Raw genomic sequence first — 17216 nt, 5'->3', positions numbered from 1 at the left:
GGACGGCTCGCCGAACGAGGATGTGCGCGGCGTGGTTCCGCAGATCGAACCGAGCCCTGGCATGCCGGAACGGATGGGCGCGCACCGCCGCAAGGACCGCGTCATGAAGATCCTGCACACCCTTCCCGCACTGGCCCAGCACAGCATCATCGCCAGCCTCGAACCGGAGGAGCGAGCGCACTACGGGCTGAAACCGTTGGCGAGCCACCGGAGGATCGGCGCGAGCCCGAGCCCGAGCCGGATGCTCCGATGACCGCACCCGTGTCCCGGTTGCCCGGTGCGGAGGCGATCCGGTCGGTGATGCGAGAGTTCGGCAGGCTCTTCTCCCTCGGCCTGGACGTCGTCGTCGCCATGTTCCGCCGACCGTTCCAGGCGCGCGAGTTCGTCCAGCAGTTCTGGTTCATCGCCAGCGTGTCCATCGCGCCCGCGATCCTGGTCGCCATTCCCTTCGGCGCGGTGATCTCCCTGCAACTCGGCACCCTGACCAGTCAACTCGGTGCCGAATCGTTCAACGGCGCGGCGAGTGTGCTGGCGGTGGTGCAGCAGGCGAGCCCGATTGTCACCGCGCTCATCGTCGCCGGAGCAGGTGGGTCAGCGATCTGCGCGGATCTGGGCTCACGCTCGATCCGGGAGGAGATCGACGCGATGCGGGTGCTCGGTGTCTCGCCGATCCAGCGGCTGATCGTGCCGAGGGTACTGGCGGCGATGCTCGCGGCCGTGTTGCTGAACGGGTTGGTCAGCGTTGTCGGGGTGGCAGGGGGCTACTTCTTCAACGTCATCGTGCAGGACGGTACGCCCGGCGCGTATCTCGCCAGTTTCAACGCGCTGGCGCAGCTACCCGACCTCTGGGTCAGCATGATCAAGGCGTTCATCTTCGGCTTCCTGGCCGGGGTCGTCGCGGCCTACCGCGGGCTCAATCCCAGGGGTGGCCCCAAAGGCGTCGGCGATGTGGTGAACCAGTCCGTGGTCATCACCTTCCTGCTGTTGTTCTTCGTCAACACCGTGATCACCGCGCTGTACCTGCAGCTGGTGCCGGCGAAGGGAACCTGACGTGACGACCGTCGCCGACCGGGCGAGGAGGACACTGCGCCGCCCTGGTGACACCCTGTTCAACCTGGGCGATCAACTCCTGTTCTACGTCAGGGCGCTGGGCTCGATACCGCTGGCTCTGCGGCACTACTTCCGCGAGGTTGTCCGGCTGCTCGCCGAGGTCACCTTCGGTACCGGGGCGCTCGCTGTGATCGGCGGGACGATCGGCGTGATGGTCGGTCTCTGCGTCTTCACCGGGGTCACCGTCGGCTTGCAGGGTTTCAGTGCGTTGAACCAGATCGGGATCTCCGCGCTGACCGGGTTTCTGACCGCTTTCTTCAACACCAGGGAGATCGCCCCGCTAGCTGCAGGGCTCGCGTTGTCCGCGACCGTGGGATCTGGCTTCACCGCCCAACTGGGGGCGATGCGAATCTCGGAGGAGATCGACGCGCTCGAAGTGATGGCCGTCCGGAGCATGCCGTTCCTCGTCACCACCAGGATCATCGCCGGATTCGTCGCGGTGATTCCGCTCTACGTGATCGGGCTGTTGGTGTCCTATGTGGCCTCTCGGCAGGTCACCGTGTGGCTCTTCGGTCAGTCGGGGGGCAACTACGACCACTACTTCACCCTCTTCCTCCCGCCGGAGGACGTGCTCTGGTCGTTCGGAAAGGTACTCGTGTTCAGCGTCGCCGTGATCCTGACGCACTGCTTCTACGGATACCGCGCCTCGGGAGGACCCGCCGGTGTCGGCGTCGCGGTGGGACGTGCCGTACGCACCTCGATCGTGTTGATCAGCGTGCTGGACCTGTTCCTGAGTCTGGCGATCTGGGGCGCGAACACGACTGTGCAGGTGGCGGGATGACAGCGAGCGATACGCGCAGGCGCCTGGGCACCCAGTTCGCCGGAGTCGTCTTCTTTCTCGTGCTGGCACTGATGCTGTGGTTCACGGTCGCGGTGTACGAGAAACGGTTCACCACTGTGGACATCGTTACCCTGCGCGCTGACCGGATCGGCCTGCAGCTGGCCGAGAACGCCGAGGTGAAAGTGCGTGGCGTGCCCTTCGGTGAGGTACGCGACGTGCGGACCACCGAGGCTGGGGCCGAGATCGAGTTGGCACTGGACCCCGAGAGCATCGACGAACTGCCGCGCAACGTGTCGGCACGACTGCTGCCGAAGACCGTGTTCGGGGAACGCTACGTGAGCCTGGTGCTTCCGGACCGGCCGGACAGGCGCAGTCTCGCGGCGGGGGATGTCATCCCACAGGACCGGTCGGAGAACGCGATCGAGCTGGAACGGGTGCTCGGGAACCTGCTTCCGTTGTTGGAAGCCGTGCAGCCGCAGAAGTTGTCCGCTTCGCTCGGCGCCGTCGCTCAGGCGCTGGACACGCGTGGTGCGGCGCTCGGCGAGAGCATCGTGGGGCTCGACCGTCTGCTGGCGGAGACGAATCCCTTGATGCCGCGGTTCAAGAAGGCCATCGGCGGTACCGGCGATGTGGCCGAGCTCTACTCCGGCGCGGCACCGGAGATTCTGCAGGCGCTCGCGGATCTCACCGTGACCGGCCGGACCATCGCCGACGAACGGGACAACCTGGACGCGCTGTACGCGGAGGTGGGCACTGCGGCCAGGGAACTGAACTCCTTTGTCCGGGAGAACAGAAGCAGCCTCATCGGACTGACCGAGTCGAGCAGGCCCACGCTGGAACTACTGGCGAAGTACTCCCCGTCGTTTCCCTGTCTGTTCGAATCGGTGAACCGAGTCACTCCGGTGCTGGAGAAGGCATTCGGCGCGGGCACCGCTGAACCCGGCCTGCACGTCAAACTGAGTGTTCAGCAGCCACGCGGCAAGTACGTTCCCGGCCGGGACGAGCCGGTCTACAACGCGCGCGGGGGACCGCGGTGTCATCCACCCGGAAGCGGGCCAGGACAGGGGGTGCGGCCCGCCGGGGGAGCGCACGCTCCCCATGGGGCCGCCGGGCTCCCACTCGCGCTGCAGCCGGTGGCTATCGAGAACTCCCCGTACGAACGGCAGGTCATCGCCGAACTGATGGCACCGGTACTCGGTGTAGCGCCGGCCGAGGTCGCGGACTGGAGCGGCATGTTGATGGGGCCGTTGTTGCGCGGAACGGAGGTGACATTGCGATGACAGGTTTCTGGGGTCCGCTGATCAAGGGTGCGATCTTCTTCGTCGTCACGACGATGGCCGCGATCGTCCTGGGGGTCACGATCGCCAACGTCGGCATCGGGGATGCCGTTTACTACACAGCCAGATTCACCGATGTCACCTCGGTCAATCCCGGTGACGACGTACGCATGGCGGGGGTCCGCGTCGGGCAGGTGGACCGGGTCGATGTGGTCGACCGCCGATTCGCGGACGTGCGATTCTCACTCGAGGCGAACCGTGATCTGAACGCCTCGGCCACCGTGACCATCCGCTACCGCAACCTTGTGGGGCAGCGTTACCTCGCGGTGGACCAGGGACCAGCCTCGGGTGGGCGGAAGCTGGCGCCAGGAGCACACATTCCGCTGGAGCGGACCAGTCCCGCGCTCGACCTGACCGCGATGTTCAACGGCTTCAAGCCGTTGTTCGAGGCAATGTCGCCGGACGAGGTGAACCAGCTCTCCTACGAGATCATCCAGGTCCTGCAGGGGGAAGGTGCCACCCTGGACAGTTTCCTGCGGCACACAGCTTCGCTGACCTCCGCCCTCGCCGACAAGGATGAGGTGATCGGCGAGGTGATCACGAATCTGAACACCGTGCTGGACTCGGTCAATGCCAAGGGAGACCAACTCTCGACACTGATCAGCACCACCGAGCAGCTCGTCAGCGGGCTGGCGGAAGACGCGAAGCCCATCGGCGCGGCGATCGGTGGCCTCGGTGATCTCGCCGAGAGTACCGCGGAACTGCTGGAGGAGGGCAGGGCTCCACTGAAGCGGAGCATCACCGCACTCGGTGACCTTTCCGGCAACCTCGCGGACAACACCGCTGTTTTCGAGAAGTTCCTGGCGAACCTGCCGGTCAAGTACGACCGCATCGGGACCCTGGTCTCCTACGGCTCGTGGTTCAACTTCTATCTCTGCGAGGCCTCCTCGGACGCGGCACCGGCCCCCGGCGGGCCACCCGTCGGAGTGCCAGCGACACAAGCGAGGTGCGGGCGATGAAGTCCTTCCACGAGCGCGATCCGGTCACCGTCGGCAGCATCGGCGGGCTGCTGATGCTGGTCCTCGGACTGGTCGTCTACCAGGCCGAAGACCTGCCGATCATCGGTGGTGGCACCACGTACTCGGCGGAGTTCACCGAGGCGGCGGGCCTGCGTTCCGGGGATGAGGTGCGGGTCGCGGGAGTCAAGGTCGGCGAGGTCGAAGGCCTCGAACTCGAGGACGACCACGCCACGATCACGTTCACCGTTTCCGGAATCTGGCTCGGCGACCGGACGACGGCCGCCATCACGATCAAGACTTTGCTCGGGCAGAAGAACCTGGTACTCGACCCTCTGGGTAGGGGCGATCTCGATCCGGATGTGCCGATTCCGCGAGAGCGCACCACCTCGCCGTACGACGTCAACGAGGCGTTCGGCGACCTGGCCACCGCGGCGGGTGCGATCGACACGGATCAGCTCGCGGAAGCCTTCCGGACGCTGTCACGGACGCTGGGTGCGACCGCGCCGGAGGAGGTGCACGCCGCACTGGACGGCATGTCCGCGTTGTCGCGCACCCTCGCGTCCCGGGACGAGGATCTGCGCACATTGTTCGCGGAGGCCAACGAGATCACCACGACCATCGCCCAGCGAACGGGACAGTTCGAGTCGCTGATCAAGAACGGTGACGTGCTGCTGACCGAGTTGAACTCGCGCAGGGACGCGATCGGCAAGCTGTTCACCGGTACCCGGGACCTTGCCGAGCAACTGCGGGGACTGGTGGCCGACAACCAGGCGACACTCGGGCCCGCACTCGACCAGCTCGACCGCGTGGCCACTGTGCTGCGACGCAACCAGGACAAGCTGAGCGAGAGCCTGCGACTGGCCGGACCGTTCTACCGGCTCGTGGGCAACGCCGTCGGTAACGGCCGGTGGGTGGAGGGCTACATCTGTGGACTCGTGCCCGCGCAACGGCCTGGTAGTTGCGTTCCGCCGAGAAACGGGGGTCGCTGATGGGCAGGCGAACCAGGCGACCGGAGCGCGGCAGGCTCCGGTTCGTGGCCGCTTGTGGTGTCGTGGTCCTACTCGCCGCCGCGATCGGCGTGGTCGTGACCGTGGACGGCGGCAAGCAGGTGAGCGCTTCGTTCACCAGCACGGTCGGCATCTACCCCGCCTCGGACGTCCGGATGCTGGGTGTCGTGGTGGGCACCGTGGAATCCGTGGAGCCGAGGGGCGACCGGGTGGAGGTCCGGCTGACGGTCGACCGGGAGGTCCGGATACCAGCCGAAGCGCGGGCGATGGTGGTCACCCCAAGCGTGGTCGCCGACCGATACGTCCAGCTCGCTCCCGTCTACTCCGGGGGCCCGCAACTCGCCGATGGCGCACACATCCCATTGTCCCGGACGGCCACACCGGTGGAGGTGGATGAGCTGTTCGAGAGCCTCAACGATCTCACCGTCGCACTCGGGCCAAAGGGAGCGAACTCCGAGGGTGCGGTCAGTGAAGCGCTGGAGCAGGGTGCGGACACACTGGCCGGTAACGGAAAGCCGCTCGGCGAGTCGGTTCGGCAGCTGGGTGAGCTGGCGCGAACCCTGAGTGGATCGAAGGACGATCTGTTCGGGACGGTGGAGAACCTGAGCGAGTTCACCGCCATGCTCGCCGCGAACGACGGGCGGGTCGAGCGGTTCACGCGGCAACTGGCGACCATCAGTGAGGTCCTCGCGGAGGATCGGGACGACCTCGCCGCGGCGCTTGCCGAACTCACCGATGCCGTGGGTGCCGTGCAGGGATTCGTCAGGGACAACCGCGGCAAAATCAAGTCCAATGTGGATAAGGTGGCGGGCGTGGCCGGAGTGCTGGTGGAGCAGAAGGCCTCGCTGGCCGAGGCGCTGGACACCGCTCCGAACGCGCTGACCAATCTGGTGGAGGCGTACAACCCAGGGTCGGGAACGATTGACGCGAGAGCCAACCTGCTTGAGTTCTCGAAGTTGCCGGGCGGCGGATCGGGCTCGCCCGCGTTGCCGCTGCCGGTCACCGGCACGTTGCGGCAGGCGGGGGGTGCACGATGAAGGAGAGCCCGTTGTGGCGACGCGGGCGCCGGCCTCGCGCGGTGGCACTCACGGCGCTGTTGGTGGTCGTCAGTGGGTGCGGCGGGGACGGATTCGACGGAATGTACGACGTCCCGCTGCCCGGTGGAGCGGATCTCGGGGCGCAGCCTTACCGCGTGGTCGCCGAGTTCACCAATGTGCTCGACCTCGTGCCGCAGTCCGGGGTGAAGGTGAATGATGTCGCGGTCGGTGCGGTGGAGCGGATCGAGCTCGCCGAGGACGGCCGGACGGCGCTGCTCACGCTCGCGGTCAACGGCACTGTCGAACTACCGGCCAACGCGGTGGCCCGGCTGCGTCAGACCAGTGTGCTCGGGGAGAAATTCGTCGAACTGGGACCACCCCTGCTGAGCACTCCCACCGGAAAGCTGCGTGACGGTGCGGTGATACCGGCGCAGCGCACCGAACGGGGGACGGAGATCGAGGAGGTGTTCGGCGCCTTGTCACTGTTGCTTGGTGGTGGCGGTATCGCACAGATCAAAACCATCAACCGGGAACTGAACGACGCGCTCGGTGGTAACGAGAGCGCGGCGCGATCGTTGTTGAGCAACCTCGACGAGTTCGTCACCGGCCTCGACGGGCATCGGGCTGAGATCAGCAGGGCATTGGACGGGGTGAACGAGCTGGCTGGAACCCTTGCTGAACGCACTGGGCAGATCGACGAGGTGCTCACCGATCTCACTCCCGGCGTCCAGGCGTTGTCGCGGCAGCGGGAGGCACTGGTCGGCATGCTCACTTCGCTCGCGGACCTGAGCGAGGTCGCGGTGGACACCGTGGACCGGGCCAAAGACGACCTGGTGGCGGATCTGGCGGCGCTCGAACCGATCCTGCGTAAGCTCGCCGAGTCCGGGGCCGCATTGCCCGCGGCGATGCAGACACTGCTCACGTTCCCGTTCCCGGATGTCGCACTCGACGCGATCAAGGGTGACTACCTCAACTCGTTCCTGGACTTCGACACCCGCACAGGCGGGGCGGAAGGGGCGGGCTGATGCTCACCAGGCGAGTTCGCTGGCAGGTCACCGCCTTCGTCGCGATCGCATTGCTCGGCGTCAGCTACGTCGGAGCCGAGTATGTCGGTCTGCGGAAGATGTTGTGGGACACCGGATACTCGGTCACCGCGAGGTTCGTCTCGAGTGGCGGAATGTTCACCAACTCCGAGGTGACCTATCGCGGGGTGACGGTCGGCAGAGTCGGTGAGCTGCGGCTGACCGGGACCGAGATGGAGGCCGATCTCGAGATCGATCCCGATGCTCCGCGGATCCCGGCGGATCTGCGGGCCGTCGTCGCCAACCGGTCGGCGGCGGGCGAACAGTACGTGGATCTGCGCCCCCGCCGGGAGGACGGTCCGGTCCTCACTGAGGGGTCGGTGATCGAGCAGGCGGACACCACCGTTCCGCTGCCCGTGGACACCGTACTGGGCAACCTGGATCTCTTCGTGGAATCGGTCCCGACGGATGCGCTGCGCACCGTGGTGGACGAGTTGTACGACGCGACCTCAGGGTCGGGGCCGAACCTGGAGGTGTTGCTCGACAGCGGCATCGACTTCATCGAGACCGCGACCGAGCACGTGCCCGAGGTGACGAATCTGGTGACCGACGCCGAAACCGTGCTTACCACACAGGTGGAGCAGTCCGGCGCGATCCGATCCTTCGCGCGGAACGCGGCGCTGCTCGCCGCGCAGCTCAAGGAATCCGACACCGACATCCGCGAACTCATTCCCGCGGTCGCGCCGGCCGCGCGGGAAGTCACCGAACTCGTCCGGCAGAGCGGCCCGAACCTCGGCGTGCTGCTGGCGAACCTGCTGTCCACGTCGACCGTGCTCGAAGTCCGGCAGGACGGCCTCGAGCAGTTGCTGGTGACGACACCGAAGGCGGTCGCGGCGGGATCCTCGGTCGTGCGCGCCGACGGGGCCCATTTCGGGCTGGCACTGACCTTCTACGATCCTCCCCCGTGCACCAGCGGGTACGGCTCCACGCCGTACCGCGACGGCTTGGACACCTCCGAGGGAGGGCCGCTGAACACAGCCGCCAGGTGCACGTTGCCCAAGGGAGACCCGACCGGGGTGCGGGGTTCGCGGAACGTTCCTCGGCCGGGCGGGTGAACCGGGCAGGTCCAGATCGAGGCTTTCCGCGTGGAATTGTGGCCGTTTTTGTCATGGCACTACCAATAATCGCACCACATCGCGATGCCGGGATGACGGCATGCGGAATTACTTGTAGGCCGTGTGGCGCAAGCGGTACGGTGAGACACAAGCCCCAGGTATTGAGCGAAGCGCCATAAGGTAATCGCTTCTTCGAGTACCGACTGATGCGTTCTGTCCGGTAGTCCGAATCTCTCGCGAGGAATGATGCAGAGCACTTCTCCGCTCACGGCTGCTGACAAGGACACAACCGACGATTTGCCTGCGGCCTGGACGGACGACGGATTCCGGGACACCCTTCCGGCGATCCTCACCACGTGGGCACGTGGTCACGGCACCGATCCCGCGTTGACCGTACTGGACCACCGGGGCAGACCACATGCTCGTACCGGCACACTCAACTGGCGCGAGCTGGATCGCCGAACCGGTGACCTGGCGGCGTTCCTGCGCCGGACCTGCGTTCCAGGACAGCGTGCCGCGCTCCTGATGGACCAGGGAGCCGACTATGTCGTTGCCCTCCTCGGTGTCATCCGCGCCGGTCTTATCGTGGTGCCACTGTTTCCGCCCGTGGACGGGGAACGAGACCGGCAACTGGAGAACGCGATCGCGGATTCCGCACCAAGCGTGATCCTGACGACCGCGAACCTGTTGTTCTCGACGCGATCCTTTGTGGACGGAATTGCGCCGTCGCCGGTGCAACTGGCAGCGGTGGACACCCTCCCGCCGCTTCGTGGCGGAGTGCCGCCCGGTCCTGAGCCGGGCCCCGACGATCTTGCCTGTCTGCAGTACGACGCGGATGCCGTGGGCCGAGCCAGTGCGGTGATGTTCACCCAGGCGAACCTGGTGGCGGCCGCACGACAGGCGGCCGGAGCCTTCGGCGTTCGCCGCGGCCGCAACACGTCCGTGAGCTGGTTACCGCTGTTCGAGCACCTCGGCCTACTGTTGGGCCTGCTCACCCCGCTTGTCGCGGGAATCCGGGCGGTGCTGCTGCATCCCGCGGCGTTTCAGGAGAATCCGTTGAACTGGCTGCGCGCACTGGGGGAGTATCCGGGAGCCATCGGTGCGGCACCCAATGCCGCCTACGGGTTCTGCGTCTCGCGGACCAGTGTTCGAGACCGCGCGGAACTGCGGCTGCACGGTGTCGACGCACTGGCCGACGTGGGCGAGCCGGTCCGGCCCGAGATCGCCACCCGGTTCACCACGACTTTCGCCGAATACGGTTTGTCGCAGACGGCTCTGCGGCCCTGTTACGGCATCGCCGAGGCGACCGGGCTGGTCGCGGCCGCCGACGGACTCACCGAAACCGCGTTCTACCGCGCACAGCTCGCGTTGGGCCGTGCCGTGCCCGCCGTACCTGGAGACGTGGACGCGGTCGCGCTGGTCGCGGTCGGAGTGCCGCGCAGGCAACAGGTCTGCGTTGTGGATCCGGCCACGCGAACGCCGGTGCCCGATGGTTCGGTCGGCGAGATCTGGGTCAGTGGGCCGAACGTGGCGCGCGGTTACTGGCGACGCTCCGAGGCGTCCGAGGAGACGTTCTGCGTGCTGCTCGCGGGCGCGGCGGAAGCAGGAGATCCGTGCTGGTGGTTGCGTACTGGCGAGCTCGGAGTGCTGTCTGGCGGGCAGTTGTACGTTACGGGACGGGTCAGCGAGGTACTCACCGTCGACGGCCGCAGCCACTTTCCGCAGGATGTGGAGGCCACCGCCGAGTCGGCGCACCCGGCTGTCGCCGCACACCAGGTCTGTGCTTTCACGGCCCGGTTCGATGACGGCCCCCGGGCCGTACTCGTCGCCGAACGCGCGAACTGGGTGATCGCGGAGGAACTCGACGAAGCCGAGGTGGCGGCCGCGATGCGCAGGGCGGTGGCGGTGGAACACGGACTCGCCCTGCGGGACATCGTGCTGCTGGCACCGGGGCTGGTACCGCGAACTCCCGGCGGCACGGCCGCGCGGGCACGGTGCAGGGAACGCTACCTCGCGGGTGGGCTGGGACCCGGCCAGCGCGAGTAGCCCTCAACGAGCGACGCCGAGCGGCGATCCGCTCCCTTCGGCGCCGCGCATCGCTCGTTGGGCTCGCAGGGCCAGTAGCAGTTCGAAGCGCTGCTGAGGATCGTCCAAATCGGACCCGAACAGGCTGTCGAGTTCCTGGACCCTGGATCGCACGGTCTGCGGGTGGACGGCGAGCTTTCGCGCGACCATTCGCACGTTGCCGCGGCTCTCCAGCCACGCCAGTAAGGTGTCGGACAACCGTTCGCGCTGCTTTTCGGTGAGTGGCCGCATCGGTGCCAGCGTCCGGGTCATCAGTTCGCGGGCCAGCAGAGGATCCTGTAGCAACCACAGGTCGGCAAGGTGATCCTCGCACCAGGTGAGCGAGGCGTCCGGCAGCGCGCCGCTGCGCGCCAGTTCCAGTGCGTGCCGGGCCCAGTGCAGGGAGCGGGCCGTCTCGGACAGGGGAACTCGCGGCCCGACGGCAGCGCGCAAGCCACGCAGGTCCCGCTCGATCCGTCCACGACTGCCGGGTTCAGGGGATGGCAGCACCAGGCAGGGGGCATTGCCCTCCAGGTCCATCAGCACCTCGTCTCCCAGTAGGGGTGTGGGCCACTCGTCGTCCGAACGGGGTGCGAGAGCGATCGCGACGACCTGTTCGGGGACGGGCCACCGAGCGGCCGCCGCCTGCGCGGCCAGTGCTTGCGCGGACGGCGCCGACTGGTCGAGTACCACGTCGAGCAACATGCGCCTACGCCTTTCCAGGGTGCCCGCCGCCCGCTCCTGTGCGGCTGCCTGACCTTCGACGGACAATGCCGACAGTTCGTCGATGTAGGCGAACATCGCCTCGGCGAGCAGGCAGAGGGTCGAGACTGGTACGCCGGCGGCTGCCGCGACCTCCGCCATACGCCGCCACGCCACACGTGCGCCTACCCGGTAGGCGGTCTGCAGCACGTCCAGGCTGCGGCCCTGGTGCATCTCGTGCTGGCCGAGTCGATGGAAGACCTGGCTCCGGTCGGAACGGGCGGCGGATGGGTCGCCAAGGCGGTCGACGAATTCCAGGATCGCCTGCTGCACGCCAGATGTGATCGTGTTGCCGAACTCGCCTTCCAGCGGACGCGCGTAGTCGGGCACCACGCGCTGGATCTCCTCGAGCACCTCCTCGGCCAGGTCAACCACCCCCGGCCGGAGGATCCGGGCGAGGTCACGGGGAAGCAGGGACCACAGTTGCACGGTTCTGCCGCCCGCCTCGCCGGATCCCGCGGGTGGAATTGTTGATGGCGCCAGCAGTGACTCGTAGGTCGCGTCGACTCGGGCCGGTCGTGCGACGAGGCCATCGTTCGGCGAATCGGTCACTCGGAGTTCCCCACAATCGGCTCCAGCGGCTTTCCCGTATCTTTTCCCCGGGTCAAGGTACAGCGCCGTCATCGCCGAATCCATGCGGAATCATTACTTGTTCCCGGTTTCTCGCCGAATAGATTGTGTGGGCCGAATGTGTGATCAAAAAATTGTTTCGGAGGTGCTATCCGGCTTTCGAGAAACACGTGTGGTCATGAGTGTGCGTTCTGCTCGCGCGTATCCGCTCCGGTGAGGCGTTCCGCGCGCAGTGCGATCTCCATCTCGAGACGTGCTTCGGGATCGTGCAGCCGGTCCCCGAACAGCTCCTCGAGCTGGTGCATGCGATAGCGGATCGTCTGGGGGTGCACACTGAGCTTGTTGGCGAGCTCTGGTGCGCTGCCCCGCGACTGCAGCCAGGCCAGCAGCGTCTCACTCAGCCGGGCGCGCTGTTTCACCGTGAGCAAGTCGAACGGGGCGAGGCATCGGGTGCTCAGTTCCCGAACCAGGAACTCGTCGGTGAGCAGCCACATGGTGGCCAGGTGATCGGTGCACCTGACCACGTTCGCGTCCTCGATGATGCCGCGCCGCACGAGATCCAGGGCCCTTCGTGCCCACCGCAGGGACACCAGGGCGTCGCTGAGCCGGACCCGTGGGCCCACGGTCGCCCGCCAGCCCTGCAGCTGGGCCTCGAGCTCGCCGGGATCGTTCACCTCGTGCGGGGTCAGCAGGCACGGCTGGGCACTTTCGAGGTCGACCAGTACGTCACCACCCAGTACCGGTCCCGCCGGATCGGGCTGGTCGCCACGCTGCTCGAGCGCGATCATGGTGACCCACTCCGGCAGCGTCCAGCGTGCGGTGCCCGCCAGGTTGGCCACCGCCTGTGGAGAGGCGGGCGGATCGGCCAGGATCAGTTCGAGCAGGCGCCGTCTTCGGCGTGCGGTGGTGCCCGCGGCCTTGGCCTGCGCCGCGGTGTAGCCCTGGATGGACAGCGCGGAGATCTCGTCGACGTAGGCGAAGATCGCCTCGGCGCCTACGCAGAGGGTGCCGGTCGAGACGCCGTGCCGCTGGCCGAACTCCGCGACGTGCCGCCAGGCGACCCTGCCGCCGACCCGGTAGGCCGTCTGCAGGCAGTCCAGGCTCCGCCCTTCGCTGAACTCGACCTTGCCCAGATGCCGGAAGACCTGCATCCAGTTCTCCTTCGGCGCCGCCGGATTACCGATGTTGTCGATGCAGTGCACGATCGACTGCCCGATTCCACGGGTGATGATCTCGCCGAACGGCCCGTCGAGCGGCTGCGCGTATTCGGGAACCACACGTTGGATCTCACGCAGGATGTCCCTGGCCATCCGATCCGCGTGCGGACGAAATCGAATCGCCAAATCCCTCGGCAGGGAGGACCACAATCGGTCCGCCCGGCCAATTCCGCCGACCGCCTCGTCTTCTCCGGATCGAGGACGAGGAGTGACAGAACGAGGTCGTTTGTCACCTAGTTGGTTGACGGTTGAACCTATCGAGTTAGAGGTGAATCTTTCCCGCGTTTCCTCGTTGCGCACGCGTTGGCCGCCCAGGTTCATGGTCATCGTTACCCCTGTGTCGCAACAAAATCGGAGACTTCCCTGCCGAAGTCTTACCAGTTTTTGTGGTCCGGGTAACATAATTTCAGGTGATAGTGGCTGTCAACAGGCCCTGACGGAACGCATACGATGACATTCTGGCGTTTCACTAGTTCGAGTGAAGCCGTGAGTTTTTCTTCGCGACGAGATCGTCTCCGGATGACAAAAAACGCGCCGTCGTTCGGTGGTCTGCTGCCGTTGTAATCGCCGGAGAGAAGTGCCGAGGCGAGTACTTCAACATTCAACCCGCGTGGCCAGGGGGCTGGATGCGTGGCCAGCCGTGGGCCAGGCGTGTGCGTGGGTCGGGCACTAGGACGTCGTCGCCGGGGCTGGCCCGACCGGACGGTCGGCCGGTATTGGGGAAGCCAGGGCTTGTCGTGCGGAGTGAGGTTTCGCAAGTTCGCTTGTCATCCCGTGCGTCTTTCCGGTTCGGTGCGCGTTCTGGAAGTGGCTGGAAAGCCGGAGAGAACCTTTGCGGAACAACACGGAACTGCTAGGTTTCGTTGACGCCGATTCGTACCCAGGTGCTAATCAACTGTTTGCTTCGAGGTGGCGGGCCGGCTTCGGATGAGACAAACATGAGTGTGTATCACTTTTCCTGTATGGCGTGTCACAACACTCGTATTTGACAGTCCACTCCGGCGTGCACAAACTTGCTGTGCGTCGCTGGGGGGACAGAGTCATTCACCAGCCAGTGGAGGGGCAGTGTTCGGAAGGCCGTCCGGCCGCGAAGTTCCCGTGCCGTGGAGGGCGAGGTTCGAGCCGATCAGTCTCCGCAGGCTTGCCACTCCCACGGGAGTCGACCAGTTCTTCGAACTCGCGCATCCGCTGATCACCGTGCGGGACGCTCGCGCCGAGGTCACCGCGGTGACGAGGCGGTCCAGTACCATTCTGTCCGCTGAATTGCGGCCGGGCCGGGACTGGGGTGGTTTTCGGGCCGGGCAGCGGGTCGGGCTGACCGTCGACATCGGCGGAGTGCCGAGGTCCCGTTGTTTCTCGCCGGTGTCTTCACAGCACCGCGCCGACGGACGCATCGAACTGCTCATCCAGGCCAACCGTGAGTTCCCGGTTTCGCAGTACCTCTACCGTTACGCGGTGCCGGGTACGGTCGTCGGGCTCGCCGCGGCGGCTGGCAGGTTCACCCTGCCGGCCGCGCCGACTGGCGACATTCTGCTGGTCAGTGAAGGAATCGGACTCGCGCCTGTGCTGTCGATGATGCGGACACTGGCCGACGAATGCCACCGGGGACGGGTGGTCCTGCTGCACTACGGCTCCGTTCCGGTCCATGCCGACGAGCTGGCCCAGCTCGCCGCGGCGGGTCCGGGATTCCGGGTGCGCGTCGCCGATCCGCGCGAGCGGCCGGGGATGCTCGGCGACCGGTATCTCGACGCCGCACACCTCGACGCCGTCGCGCCCTGGTTCCGGGAGGCTCGGACGTTCCTGTGTGGCTCGCCGGAGTTGGCGCGTTCGGCCCGGGTGTTGTATCAGCTGCTGGGAATCGGCGATCGCCTGCGGATCGAGGACCCGGGGGAACCGGTCGCGGTGGGGTCGGAGTAACGGAAGTCAGGCTGGAGCCGTCCACTTCTGGTTCGCGGCGCCGGTGCAGCTCCATATCTGCAGTCGCGTGCCATCGGCCGAACTGTGACCTGCGGCGTCGAGACACTTCCCTGAGCCGAGGTTCACGATGTCTCGGGCGCCGGTGACCGTCCACTGCTGGGCGCCGGTGCCGTTGCAGTCGTAGAGCTGCACCGGGGTGCCGTCGGCGGTTCCCGCGGCGGTGACGTCCAGGCATTTGCCCAGTGCTCTGATGGTGTCGTCGCCAGGCAGGGTCCACTGCTGGGCGGCCGTGCCGTTGCAGCCGTAGAGCTGCACGGGGGTGCTGTTCGCGCTGTTGGCCCCTGCGACGTCCACGCACTTGCCGTCAAGGCCGGTGATCGCGCCGGTGGGCCCCTGTCCGCCGCCTCCGTCGCCGGTCGTGACGCGAACGTAGTCGACCACCAACTGGCTCGGGAACACCGTGCTGCCGTCCGGGTCGCCCGGCCACCGGCCGCCGACGGCGAGGTTGACGATCAGGAAGAACGGGTGGTCGAAGACCCAGCGGTCGCCATCGAGGTCGGCGGGAGTCCTGGTCTGGTAGGCGATTCCGTCGACGGACCAGGTGATCCGGTTCGGTGACCAGTCGACGGCGAAGGTATGGAAAGCGTCGGCGAAGTGTTGCCCGCCGGGCAGGGTGTAGCCGGCCCCGATGCCCTCCGCGCCGGAGTATCCGGGCCCGTGCAAGGTGCCGTGCACCGTCGTGGGTTCGAAGCCGACGTTCTCCATGATGTCGATCTCGCCGCTTTCGGGCCAGCCGACGTCACCGAAGTTGTTGCCGAGCATCCAGAAGGCGGGCCACATTCCTTGCCCTCGCGGGACCTTGATGCGGGCTTCGTAGTGTCCGTACGCGTGGCTGAACCGCCCTGCGGTGTTCAACCGGGCTGAGGTGTACTCGCAGCGTCCGTACCAGCAGTTGAAGTTCCCCGGGTTCTCCTTGCGGGCGGTGATGACCAGATTTCCCTGGCCGTCCAGGGCCGCGTTGCGGGTGCTGTTCGTGTAGTACTGCCGCTCGAGGTTGTTGACGTTGTCGCCGGTTTCGAGCTGCCACTTGCTGCCGTCCACAGGGGAGCCGGCTGGGCCGTCGAAGTTGTCCTCGAAGACGACGGCGGCGGTGGCGGCGCGGTCCTCCCGATCATCGGCGGTGGCGGGAGTATGCACCGCGGTGCCGGCCGTCGCCGCGAGTATCGCTGCGAGAGCCAGTCCGCTGCGCAGCCTTCGGGACAACGCGTGTGGTCGCATGTGCTCGCCTCTCGTCAGCAAAACCCGAAACCTATTTGCTTACGGCGAGCAGAAGTATGCGAGGTATAGACCACTGGGGCAACAGTTGGAGGTGAATCAGGGCTGGTAAGCCCGCAGGTCACCCGGATGCCCGACGACTTTCGCAGGGTCGGTCAGCGTCGTGTTCCCGCGGGCAGAACTGCGATCCCGTCCTCGTCGGCGAAGAGTTCGTCGCCGGGCCGGAACAGGATGCCGCCGAAGCCGACGGGCTCATCGCGGACCCCGATGCCCTGCTTACCGCTCTTACGTGGTGTCGTACCGAGCGCCGCGACGCCGAGGTCGAGGCCGGCCAGCGCGACGCTGTCGCGAACCGCGCCGTGCAGCACCACTCCGGCCCAGCCGGACCGCTCGGCGGCCCCAGCGATCAGGTCACCAACCAGCGCTGTGTGCAATGACCCCTTGCCGTCGACGACCAGCACCTGTCCCTCGCCCGGCTCGTTCAGTGCCGCTTTGACCAGCGCGTTGTCCTGGTAACAGCTGATCGTCCGGATCGTGCCGGTGAACTTGCTGCGCGCGCCGAAGTGGCGGAACTGCAGGTCACAGACTTGCAGCTGGTCTCCCCACTCGTCGACGAGGTCAGCGGTGGCGGGGCTTTCTGACATCGGTTGCGCTCCTCGGTGTCGTTCGGACCGTTGCACCCGGAGCCTACGAGTCGCCGTCGGCCGGTCGGCGTGGGAGGCGTTCAGGGTGCTCCGCGGTGCCTGCCGCGCACGCCGGGACTTTGCGTGCCGAGTCCATTGTGGACGTTGTTCGCTCGGGCGATCGCATACGCCCTGGAACTGCAAACTCGGGCGCCGAAACTGCCAAGTCGCGCCCTGGAACTGCAAAGTCGAGCCCGGAAACTGCAAATTCGCGGCTAGGCTTTTTCTGGTTTCTTGTCGGCGCCTGGGTTGTCGGGGCGACCGGGAGTGTCGGGGGCCTCGTCGCTGGCGTTCTCGGGCATTGAGTCCGGGCGGCCTTCGGCAGTGGCCGGTTCGGGGGCGCTTGCCGGGGGTCGGGGG

The 17216-nt window shown here is 66.6% G+C and carries 14 protein-coding genes and 1 pseudogene; 11 read left to right on the top strand and 4 right to left on the bottom strand.

Annotated features, from left to right (window positions below; translation table 11 throughout):
* The 10 genes and pseudogenes from D0C15_RS32340 to D0C15_RS32295 form a co-directional block, all read left to right on the top strand.
* Positions 1–253, top strand: a pseudogene (locus tag D0C15_RS32340) (ABC transporter ATP-binding protein); the annotation flags it as partial.
* Positions 250–1050: an MlaE family ABC transporter permease gene (locus D0C15_RS32335; protein WP_162830346.1), complete on the top strand. Its 801-nt coding sequence runs from the start codon at positions 250–252 to the stop codon at positions 1048–1050. The pseudogene D0C15_RS32340 and the gene D0C15_RS32335, both read left to right, overlap by 4 nt.
* 1 nt (position 1051) lies before the next feature.
* Complete coding sequence (locus tag D0C15_RS32330) at positions 1052–1891, top strand: MlaE family ABC transporter permease (protein WP_116051860.1); 840 nt, start codon at positions 1052–1054, stop codon at positions 1889–1891.
* Positions 1888–3171 (top strand): MCE family protein, encoded by a 1284-nt coding sequence (locus D0C15_RS32325; protein ID WP_116051859.1) that lies wholly within the window; start codon positions 1888–1890, stop codon positions 3169–3171. Before D0C15_RS32330 ends, D0C15_RS32325 begins: the two co-directional genes overlap by 4 nt.
* A complete protein-coding gene (locus D0C15_RS32320; protein WP_116051858.1) occupies positions 3168–4187 on the top strand; it encodes an MCE family protein in 1020 nt (339 codons plus the stop codon). Before D0C15_RS32325 ends, D0C15_RS32320 begins: the two co-directional genes overlap by 4 nt.
* Positions 4184–5176, top strand: a complete 993-nt coding sequence (locus D0C15_RS32315; RefSeq protein ID WP_116051857.1) for an MCE family protein — start codon at positions 4184–4186, stop codon at positions 5174–5176. Before D0C15_RS32320 ends, D0C15_RS32315 begins: the two co-directional genes overlap by 4 nt.
* A complete protein-coding gene (locus D0C15_RS32310; RefSeq protein ID WP_116051856.1) occupies positions 5176–6231 on the top strand; it encodes an MCE family protein in 1056 nt (351 codons plus the stop codon). The genes D0C15_RS32315 and D0C15_RS32310 overlap by 1 nt, the downstream gene beginning before the upstream one ends.
* Positions 6228–7256, top strand: coding sequence for an MCE family protein (locus D0C15_RS32305; protein ID WP_116051855.1), 1029 nt, complete (start codon positions 6228–6230; stop codon positions 7254–7256). The genes D0C15_RS32310 and D0C15_RS32305 overlap by 4 nt, the downstream gene beginning before the upstream one ends.
* Positions 7256–8368: an MCE family protein gene (locus D0C15_RS32300; protein ID WP_116051854.1), complete on the top strand. Its 1113-nt coding sequence runs from the start codon at positions 7256–7258 to the stop codon at positions 8366–8368. The genes D0C15_RS32305 and D0C15_RS32300 overlap by 1 nt, the downstream gene beginning before the upstream one ends.
* A 246-nt stretch (positions 8369–8614) precedes the next feature.
* Entirely contained in the window at positions 8615–10414 is a 1800-nt protein-coding gene (locus tag D0C15_RS32295) for an AMP-binding protein (RefSeq protein WP_162830345.1), read from the top strand.
* A 3-nt stretch (positions 10415–10417) separates the two neighbouring features.
* Here D0C15_RS32295 and D0C15_RS32290 read toward each other — a convergent pair whose 3' ends face one another.
* Both D0C15_RS32290 and D0C15_RS32285 read right to left on the bottom strand, forming a co-directional pair.
* Positions 10418–11746: a PucR family transcriptional regulator gene (locus D0C15_RS32290; protein ID WP_245976483.1), complete on the bottom strand. Its 1329-nt coding sequence runs from the start codon at positions 11744–11746 to the stop codon at positions 10418–10420.
* Positions 11747–11940: 194 nt separating this feature from the next.
* The gene (locus D0C15_RS32285) at positions 11941–13149 is read right to left on the bottom strand and encodes a PucR-like N-terminal domain-containing protein (protein ID WP_425455454.1); all 1209 of its coding nucleotides are present in this window, start codon (positions 13147–13149) and stop codon (positions 11941–11943) included.
* Positions 13150–14046: 897 nt separating this feature from the next.
* On the opposite strand from D0C15_RS32285, the gene D0C15_RS32280 reads away from it, so the two are divergent.
* Positions 14047–14898 carry an FAD-binding oxidoreductase gene (locus D0C15_RS32280; protein ID WP_162830344.1) on the top strand — a complete coding sequence of 284 codons (852 nt, stop codon included), beginning with the start codon at positions 14047–14049 and terminating at the stop codon, positions 14896–14898.
* Between the two features lie 6 nt (positions 14899–14904).
* Here the strand turns inward: D0C15_RS32280 and D0C15_RS32275 are convergent, their stop codons facing one another.
* Complete coding sequence (locus D0C15_RS32275) at positions 14905–16176, bottom strand: glycoside hydrolase family 16 protein (RefSeq protein WP_116051850.1); 1272 nt, start codon at positions 16174–16176, stop codon at positions 14905–14907.
* Positions 16177–16328: 152 nt separating this feature from the next.
* Positions 16329–16817: a ribonuclease E activity regulator RraA gene (gene rraA, locus D0C15_RS32270; protein WP_116051849.1), complete on the bottom strand. Its 489-nt coding sequence runs from the start codon at positions 16815–16817 to the stop codon at positions 16329–16331.
* Positions 16818–17216 lie beyond the last annotated feature (399 nt).

This window comes from Amycolatopsis palatopharyngis, from assembly GCF_003385185.1.
GTDB classification, from domain to species: domain Bacteria; phylum Actinomycetota; class Actinomycetes; order Mycobacteriales; family Pseudonocardiaceae; genus Amycolatopsis; species Amycolatopsis palatopharyngis.
The sequence above is the reverse complement of the archived record's forward strand: the minus strand, read 5'-3'. Positions and strand labels throughout refer to the sequence as shown.